At 69.3% G+C, this 6,415-nt stretch carries 8 protein-coding genes and 1 pseudogene; 5 read left to right on the forward strand and 4 right to left on the reverse strand.

Translation table 11 applies throughout. The features are described from left to right. Window positions 1–25 precede the first annotated feature (25 nt). The 4 genes from ABZX92_RS22615 to ABZX92_RS22630 all read left to right on the forward strand — a co-directional run bounded on the left by ABZX92_RS22615 (window position 26) and on the right by ABZX92_RS22630 (window position 3,214). Window positions 26–1,489 carry an ABC transporter substrate-binding protein/permease gene (locus tag ABZX92_RS22615; protein WP_355562605.1) on the forward strand — a complete coding sequence of 488 codons (1,464 nt, stop codon included), beginning with the start codon at window positions 26–28 and terminating at the stop codon, window positions 1,487–1,489. Beyond that, entirely contained in the window at window positions 1,486–2,253 is a 768-nt protein-coding gene (locus tag ABZX92_RS22620; RefSeq protein ID WP_355562608.1) for an amino acid ABC transporter ATP-binding protein, read from the forward strand. Before ABZX92_RS22615 ends, ABZX92_RS22620 begins: the two co-directional genes overlap by 4 nt. 104 nt (window positions 2,254–2,357) lie before the next feature. Continuing rightward, window positions 2,358–2,825, forward strand: a complete 468-nt coding sequence (locus ABZX92_RS22625) for an amino acid transporter (RefSeq protein WP_355562610.1) — start codon at window positions 2,358–2,360, stop codon at window positions 2,823–2,825. Window positions 2,826–2,905: 80 nt separating this feature from the next. Beyond that, the gene (locus ABZX92_RS22630; RefSeq protein ID WP_355562613.1) at window positions 2,906–3,214 is read left to right on the forward strand and encodes a DUF1540 domain-containing protein; all 309 of its coding nucleotides are present in this window, start codon (window positions 2,906–2,908) and stop codon (window positions 3,212–3,214) included. A 5-nt stretch (window positions 3,215–3,219) separates the two neighbouring features. Here the strand turns inward: ABZX92_RS22630 and ABZX92_RS22635 are convergent. From ABZX92_RS22635 to ABZX92_RS22650, 4 genes and pseudogenes are all read right to left on the reverse strand, one after another. Then, window positions 3,220–3,630 (reverse strand): annotated as a pseudogene (locus ABZX92_RS22635) (MgtC/SapB family protein); the annotation flags it as partial. A gap of 191 nt (window positions 3,631–3,821) precedes the next feature. Then, the gene (locus tag ABZX92_RS22640; RefSeq protein WP_355562616.1) at window positions 3,822–4,412 is read right to left on the reverse strand and encodes an SMI1/KNR4 family protein; all 591 of its coding nucleotides are present in this window, start codon (window positions 4,410–4,412) and stop codon (window positions 3,822–3,824) included. Window positions 4,413–4,421: 9 nt separating this feature from the next. Beyond that, on the reverse strand, window positions 4,422–5,246 hold the full coding sequence (locus ABZX92_RS22645; protein WP_355562618.1) for an aldo/keto reductase: 825 nt from the start codon (window positions 5,244–5,246) through the stop codon (window positions 4,422–4,424). Between the two features lie 15 nt (window positions 5,247–5,261). Next, the gene (locus tag ABZX92_RS22650; RefSeq protein ID WP_355562621.1) at window positions 5,262–5,642 is read right to left on the reverse strand and encodes a hypothetical protein; all 381 of its coding nucleotides are present in this window, start codon (window positions 5,640–5,642) and stop codon (window positions 5,262–5,264) included. 70 nt (window positions 5,643–5,712) lie between these two features. Between ABZX92_RS22650 and ABZX92_RS22655 the strand changes: the two genes are divergently transcribed. Further along, a partial coding sequence (locus ABZX92_RS22655) for a TVP38/TMEM64 family protein (RefSeq protein ID WP_355562624.1) occupies window positions 5,713–6,415 on the forward strand: 703 nt, incomplete at its 3' end.

Consider the following 6,415-nt stretch of genomic DNA (forward strand, 5'->3'; position numbering starts at 1 on the left):
GCCCTGTTCGTTCTACCCTGCCCGGATGCGACAAGTGATCAGGGGCGCTCTGCTGCTCCTGCTGCTGTTGGTCGTCGTCCCGCCACCGGCGACGGCGCAACAACAGCCGGTGGTGAAGGTCGGTACCGAGGGAACCTACCCGCCGTTCTCGTTCCACGACCCCCAGACCGCCGAGCTGACCGGCTACGACATCGAGGTGATCAAGGCGATCGCCGCGAAGGCCGGCTGGCGGCTGGAGTTCGTCGAGACGCAGTGGGACGCGATCTTCCCCGCCCTCGACTCCGGCCGCATCGACCTGATCGCCAACCAGGTGTCGGTCAACCCCGAACGCGCGGCCAAGTACGGCCTGTCCACCCCGTACACCTACTCGCGCGGCGTGATCGTCCGCCGCGCCGGCGACACGCGCATCAAGTCCCTCGCGGACCTGAACGGCAAGACCACCGCCCAGTCCAGCACCAGCAACTGGGCCAAGGTCGCCCGCGACGCCGGAGCCCGCGTGGAGGCCGTCGAAGGCTTCGCCCAGGCCGCCGCTCTGCTGCAACAGGGCCGGGTCGACGCGATCGTCAACGACAACATCGCCGTGCTCGACTACCTCGCCACGACCGGTTCCAAGGACGTCGAGATCGCGGGTGACGCGGGCCAGTCGGGCAGCCAGCAGGTCCTGGCACTGCGCAAGGCCGATGCTTCGCTGCTGTCGCAAGCGAACCAGGCGATCGACGCACTTCGCGCGGACGGCACTCTGCGCGGCATCTCGCAGAAGTACTTCAAGGCGGACGTGTCCGTTGAGGACGGTGGCTCGGCGGATCTGTCGCAGGGCCGTGGTCCGCGCAGCACCTGGGACGTCATCCGTTCTACCGCGTGGCCGATGTTCGTGGGCCTCGTGAAGGTGACGATCCCGCTGACCGCGCTGTCGTTCGCGATCGGCTTGGCCCTGGCACTTCTCGTCGCCCTGGCCCGAATCTCGTCCTACCGGGTGCTGTCGGGCGCGGCTCGGGCGTTCATCTCGATCATCCGCGGCACACCCCTGCTGCTGCAGCTGTTCATCGTCTTCTACGGCCTGCCCCAGATAGGCCTGAAGTTCCCGCCCTTCACCGCCGCGGTGGTGGCTTTCTCGTTGAACGTGGCGGGCTATGCCGCCGAGGTCATCCGCTCGGCGATCTTGTCCGTGCCGCGCGGCCAGTTCGAGGCGGCGGCGACCATCGGCCTGAACTACTCGCAGACCCTGCGCCGCATCGTGCTTCCGCAAGCGGCCCGCACCGCCGTGCCCCCGTTGTCCAACACGCTGCTGTCGTTGCTGAAGGACACCTCGCTCGGGTCTGTGGTGTTGCTGACCGAGCTCTTCCGCGAGTCGCAGCTCGCGGCCGCCGAGAGCAACGAGTTCCTCGCCCTGTACTCGTTCGCGGGGCTCTACTACTGGCTGATCTGCGTGGCGCTCTCCGCGGGCCAGAAACGACTGGAGACCAGGCTGAACAGGTACGTGATCGCGTGACCGACATTCGCATCGAGGTCACGGACCTCCACAAGTCCTTCGGCTCCCTCGACGTCCTGCGCGGCATCGACTTCTCCGTCCCGCGCGGTACCTCCACCGCCCTGCTGGGCCCGTCCGGCTCCGGCAAGACCACCCTGCTGCGCTCGCTGAACGTCCTCGACACCCCGGACCGCGGCGTCGTGCGCATCGACGACGTGACCGTGGACTTCGCCGCTTTGCCCGCAGGTAAGGCAGGTCGGGTGGTGAGTCAGCGGCTGCGCGGGCAGAGCGGCATGGTCTTCCAGTCGCACAACCTGTTCCCGCACCGCACCGTCCTGCAGAACCTCACCGAGGGCCCGGTCGTGGCGCAACACCGCCCGGTCGAGGAAGTGGAGGCCGAAGCGCGCGTCCTGCTGGACCAGGTGGGCCTCGCGGACCGTGCCTCGTCGTACCCGTACCAGCTGTCGGGCGGCCAGCAGCAACGCGTCGGCATCGCCAGGGCCCTGGCCCTGAAGCCACGCGTGGTGCTCTTCGACGAACCGACCTCCGCGCTGGACCCGGAGCTGGTGGGGGAGGTGCTGGCGGTGATCAAGGACCTGGCCTCGCAGGGCTGGACGATGGTGATCGTGACCCACGAGATCCAGTTCGCGTCCCACGTCGCCGACCAGGTGCTGTTCCTCGACGGCGGCGTGATCGTGGAAAGCGGCCCGCCCGCACAGGTGATCGGCGACCCGCAAGAGGAACGCACCCGACGGTTCCTGAGCCGAATCCTGGACCACGGCTGAACCTCACCGAGCTCCCGTGGGACCCGCTCAGCCCGGCCGAGGTCGCCGGGCTGTTCACGGGCGCGCCGTGGTGGATCGCAGGCGGGTACGCGATCGAGCTGGCTGTGGGGCGCCCGCTGCGCTCGCACTCCGACATCGACGTGTTGGTGCTGCGCCGCGGTCAGCTCGCCGTACAACGCGCGCTGGCCGGCTGGGAGTGGTGGGCGGCCGACCCGCCGGGAACGCTCCGCCCGTGGCGACCCGGCGAGGTCCTGCCTGTCGGTGTGCACGACATCTGGTGCCGGCCGGCGGGCTCCGACCACTGGCGAGTGCAGGTGATGCTCGACGAATCCGATGGCGAGGACTGGGTCTCACGCCGCCATCCAGACGTGCGTCGAAGCATCTCCTCGATCGGGAACATCACCGCTTCCGGCATCCCGTACCTCGTGCCGGAGATCCAGCTCTTCTACAAGTCGAAATCGCCACGTCCAAAGGACCAGATCGACTTCGAAGCGGCGTTACCGCTGCTCAGCGCCGCGCAACGACAGTGGCTGACCGACGCGATCGCCATTCTTGAGGATAGGCTCGCCTAATTCTCGTTCGAATTGCGGCCCTTCTGCCGTGGTGGCATCGTCCGAATCACCGAACCTTTCCCACCACGGCAGGAGCGGACATGACCACCCTCGAGAACCCGGCGATGCCCTCCGTCCACGATTGCACCGTGAGCGACTGCTCGTACAACCACGACGGCTGCCACGCGTTCGCGATCACCGTGCGCGGCGACAACGGCGCGGCCGACTGCGGCACGTTCATCCCGCTGGGCACCAAGGGCGGTCTGGACAAGGTCGTCGCCCAGGTGGGCGCCTGTTCGCGGACGGACTGCACGCACAACTCGTCGCTGGAGTGCACGGCGCCGAGCGTGCGCATCGGCGAGGGCCAGGGCGACCACCACGCGAACTGCCTGACCTACCAGCCGCGTTAGTCCTCCTTGCGGTCCACGGCGCGGCCGAGCTCACGCAGGCCGACGTTGACCGCGATGATCGCCACCGTGCCCGCGGCCGCCACGACGTGCAGCCCGGCACCCGCCAGCGACCCCACCGCGGCCGCGCACCACAGCGTGGCCGCGGTGTTGAGTCCGCGCACGGACAGCCCGTCGCGCAGGATCACGCCCGCGCCCAGGAAACCGATGCCGGACACCACCTGGGCGGCGACCCGCGTCGGGTCGCCCTGGCCGTCGAACCCTTGCGCGGACAAAAGCACGAACAGCGCCGCCCCCACCGCCACGAGGGCGTTGGTGCGCAGGCCCGCCATGCGCGAGCGGTACTGCCGCTCAAAACCGATCAACGCGCCGAGGCCCATGCTCTCGGCAATGCGCAGCGTCATGTCGAAGACGTGCATCGTGTGACTCCCCTTGTTGTGCAGGGGGTGTGCGTCACACGCCAGAAACTGGAGCGTGCGAGGTGAAAGACCTGCGCGGGCTACTGTCGCCTGGCATGTGTCGCTCACCTCGCTTCCTGGTGTCTGGTTGGCAAGACCGGTTCACGTTACTGAACGAGGTGTGAGCGCAGGGTGAGAGTGGGACGGACGTCTCACTCCCAGAAGAAGTTGTGGTGCTCGAACACCAGGCGATGCTGCTCGTGCTCACCGCTCAACGCCCGCACGGTCTCCTCCAGCATCGCGGTGACGCCGGGCCACACGGGTTCGCGGTCCGCGCCGCTGTACTTGTCCCACTCCATCACGCACCCGTGCCGCGCCCCGCCGCGCAGGTCCACGAAGAGCTCGTACCCGGCGCCATCACCCGCCACCGGTAACCACGCGGGCAGCCACAGCTCCACGCACGGCGTCCCCGCGGGCTCCCGCAAGGCCGCCGCCTCGAAGTCCTTCTCCTCGCCCCGCGTCGCGAAGTGGATGCCGCTGATCGCCTGGATCATCAGCTTGCGCAACCGAAGCGCGTCCTCCAGCCCGTGCGGCTGCCAGTGCGGCGGGATGAGCGGCCAATGCGTGTACGTCTGCGCGATGCCACCGAACTGCTGCCACCACGTGACGAGCTCGGCCGGCAGCAACAGCCCGAGCGTCTCCTCCGCGGCGGCGATGTCCGCGTCCGTGGCGGGCGGCCGGAGCGCGGCGTGCAGCGTCGGCGACGTCGCGCGGATCCAGCTCTCGATCCCAGTCCAGCTCATGGCAAGGAACTAAAGCATCTCGAGCGGCTCAGGACCCGCGGGGGGAGGGAAGGCGCGGTCCAGCTCCGCCAGGTCCTCAGAGGACAGCCGCAACGCCGAAGCCGCCGCGTTCTCCCGCACGTGCGCGGCAGAACCCGCCTTGGGGATCGCGATGACACCGGGCAGCCGCAGCACCCACGCCAGCGCCACCTGGGCGGGCGTGGCGTCGTGGCGGGCCGCCACCGAAGCGAGCACCGGCGAGCCCAGCAACCGGCCCTGCTCGACGGGGGAGTAGGCCATGATCGGCAGGCCGGCCGACGCGTGCCACGGCAGCAGGTCGTACTCCGGGCCGCGCCGCGACAGGTTGTAGAGGATCTGGTTGGTCTGGCAGGAGCCGGACAACTCCACCAGCTCGCGCATGTCCGCCAGGTCGAAGTTGCTGACGCCCCAATGCCGGATCTTGCCGGACGACACCAGCCCCGTGAACGCCTCCACCGTCTGCGACAGCAGCACACTGCCGCGCCAGTGCAGCAGGTAGAGATCCAGGCGGTCGGTGCCGAGGCGGCGCAGGCTGGCCTCGCACGCGCGCACCGTCCCGGACACCGAAGCGTTGGAGGGCAACACCTTCGACACCAGGAACACCTCGTCCCGGCGGCCGCGGACCGCCTCGCCGACGAGCGACTCCGAGGCACCAGAGCCGTACATCTCGGCGGTGTCGATCAACGCCAGGCCGAGGTCGAGACCCTCCCGCAGCGCCGCGATCTCGGCGGCGCGCAGAGAAGGGTGCTCGGCCATCATCCACGTGCCCATGCCCAGGGCTGGGACGATCTCTCCTGACGGCAGCGTCACGGTCATACCGCCCAGCATGCCTCAGCGGCGGTGAAGTTCCTTGACCGAGCTGCACCGCTCGCGGGTCTGGCCGACCGGCGCGCACACCTGCGCCGTGACGCGGGAGACGACGACACCGGGCTCGCCGAGCTCGACCGAGAACTCCTTGGCCTCGCGAAGCACGCCCTGCGTCCAGGCGCCGACCTGGGTGTCGCCGGAATACGCCAGGACGATCGCGGTCGTCCACCTGTCCTGCCGGTGCCCCACGACCACCGCGTCCACCGTGGCGGTCGACGCGTTCCAGGCAACGCGACCGGCCAGCTCGCCGCCCGGCACGCTCACCGCGAACGAACCCGCAGCCGCCTGGGCAGGCGCGGTCCCCAACGCCAGTGCCATCACAACGCCCACACCTGTCCTCATCATGATCTTGAGGGTGGCAGTGCGGCCCGCTGCGGCGCGAGGTTTGTTCCATTCAGGTGGGTAGGTTGGACTGATGCGACGTGCGGGCCTTGTGTTGTTGGTGCTGCTCGTGGTCGCGTTGGCCGCCATCGCACAGTTCGTGGACATCCCCGACGGCGCACAGCTCCGCGAACGAGTCAGCCAAGCGGGCACATTGGCCCCAGCGGCGTTCCTGACGCTCTGCGCGCTCGGCACGGCGATCTTCTTCCCGAAACCGGTCCTCGCCACGGCGGCGGGGCTGCTGTTCGGCGTCGCGTGGGGGAGCGCACTGGCGATCGCGGGGTTCACGGCGGGGGCGATGATCGCGTTCGGCATCGCCCGCGGGCTCGGCCGCGAAGCCGTGCGGAACTGGCTGGGGGAGCGGCTGCACACGATCGAAGACGTGTTCGCCGAGAAAGGCGTCGAGGCCACACTGGTCGTCCGGCTGCTCCCGATCGTGCCCTTCACGCCGGCGAACTACGGTGCCGGCGTCACGTCGGTCAAACCGCGGCACTTCGCCACCGGCACCGCACTGGGCCTCATCCCGTCCACCGTGCTCGCCGCGACACTGGGAGACGCGCTCAGCGACCTCGGCTCACCGAGGTCGATCGCCGCGCTCGCGATCTGGGGCGCGCTCACGGCGGCAGGCCTCGCCTGGGGCCGGCAGCTCCTCAAGGCAGCGCAAAAAGCCGTCCTCGAAGCCGTACGACGACTGGGCGACACGCGCGCGCAGGCCGTGAACCTCTCGCAGGTCACGC

This window comes from Lentzea sp. NPDC006480, assembly GCF_040611995.1.
Classification (GTDB): domain Bacteria; phylum Actinomycetota; class Actinomycetes; order Mycobacteriales; family Pseudonocardiaceae; genus Lentzea.

Bases quoted from the DNA above. Each gene is read 5' to 3' on its own strand.
- ABZX92_RS22615 (WP_355562605.1), top strand. From the start codon at position 26: ATGCGACAAGTGATCAGGGGCGCTCTGCTGCTCCTGCTGCTGTTGGTC.
- ABZX92_RS22630 (WP_355562613.1), top strand. From the start codon at position 2,906: ATGACCACCCTCGAGAACCCGGCGATGCCCTCCGTCCACGATTGCACC.
- ABZX92_RS22640 (WP_355562616.1), bottom strand. From the start codon at position 4,412: ATGAGCTGGACTGGGATCGAGAGCTGGATCCGCGCGACGTCGCCGACG.
- ABZX92_RS22645 (WP_355562618.1), bottom strand. From the start codon at position 5,246: ATGACCGTGACGCTGCCGTCAGGAGAGATCGTCCCAGCCCTGGGCATG.
- ABZX92_RS22650 (WP_355562621.1), bottom strand. From the start codon at position 5,642: ATGATGAGGACAGGTGTGGGCGTTGTGATGGCACTGGCGTTGGGGACC.